Below are 1410 nucleotides of genomic sequence, written 5' to 3' on the forward strand. Positions count from 1 at the left end.
TGATAACTTTTTAAAATTATCGAAGTTGATAGCTTCTAATCTATCAAACCTTTTTAACTGGTCAAGTTATTAAGGGTGCAGGGCGGATGCCTTGGCACTAGGAGCCGATGAAGGACGCGATAAGCTGCGATAAGCTTCGGGGAGTTGCACGTAAACTTTGATCCGAAGATTTCCGAATGAGGAAACTCACTTAGAGTAATGTCTAAGTATCATTAAGTGAATACATAGCTTAATGAGGGGAACTCAGGGAACTGAAACATCTAAGTACCTGAAGGAAGAGAAAGAAATTCGATTCCGTAAGTAGCGGCGAGCGAACGCGGAATAGCCCAAACCAATAAAGTTTTCTTTATTGGGGTTGCGGACATATCTTAAACGAAGAGGTATCGTAATTGAAGAGGTTTGGAAAGACCCACCACAGAAGGTAATAGTCCTGTATGTCAAACGAGAAAACTTCAGATATGATCCAGAGTACCACGGGACACGTGAAACCCTGTGGGAAGCAGGAGGGACCACCCTCCAAGGCTAAATACTACCTAGTGACCGATAGCGTATAGTACCGTGAGGGAAAGGTGAAAAGAACCCCGGGAGGGGAGTGAAATAGAACCTGAAACCCTGCACTTACAAGCTGTGGAAGCACATTTCTTGTGTGACCGCGTACTTTTTGTAGAACGGGCCAACGAGTTACGTTAAGTAGCAAGGTTAAGCACTTAAGGTGTGGAGCCGTAGCGAAAGCGAGTTTTAACTGAGCGTTCAGTTACTTGACGTAGACCCGAAACCGGGCGACCTACCCATGAGCAGGATGAAGCGAAAGTAAAATTTCGTGGAGGTCCGAACCCACGAGCGTTGAAAAGCTCGGGGATGACTTGTGGGTAGCGGTGAAATTCCAATCGAGCCCGGAGATAGCTGGTTCTCCCCGAAATAGCTTTAGGGCTAGCCTCAAGGTGAGAGATACGGAGGTAGAGCACTGAATGTCCTAGGGGGTATTGCACCTACCGAAGACTATCAAACTCCGAATGCCGTCATCTTATACTTGGGAGTCAGACTGTGGGTGATAAGATTCATAGTCGAAAGGGCAACAGCCCAGATCGTCAGCTAAGGTCCCTAAATGTAAGTTAAGTGGTAAAGGATGTGGGATTGCACAGACAACCAGGATGTTGGCTTAGAAGCAGCCACTCATTCAAAGAGTGCGTAATAGCTCACTGGTCGAGTGATCCTGCGCCGAAGATTTCCGGGGCTAAAACTTACTACCGAAGCTACGGCATCAGTAATGATGGGTAGGGGAGCTTCCCATACGGGTTGAAGCATGACCGTAAGGACATGTGGACAGTATGGGAGTGAGAATGTTGGCATGAGTAGCGAGATGTGGGTGAGAATCCCACAGGCCGTAAACCCAAGGTTTCCAGGGGAAGG

At 47.4% G+C, this 1410-nt stretch carries 1 rRNA gene; it reads left to right on the plus strand.

Annotated features, from left to right (window positions below):
* Positions 1-59: 59 nt before the first annotated feature.
* A 23S ribosomal RNA gene (locus KGF41_RS20450) occupies positions 60-1410 on the plus strand; the annotation flags it as partial.

It is taken from the genome of Clostridioides sp. ZZV14-6150 (genome assembly GCF_020657875.1).
Classification (GTDB): Bacteria; Bacillota; Clostridia; order Peptostreptococcales; family Peptostreptococcaceae; genus Clostridioides.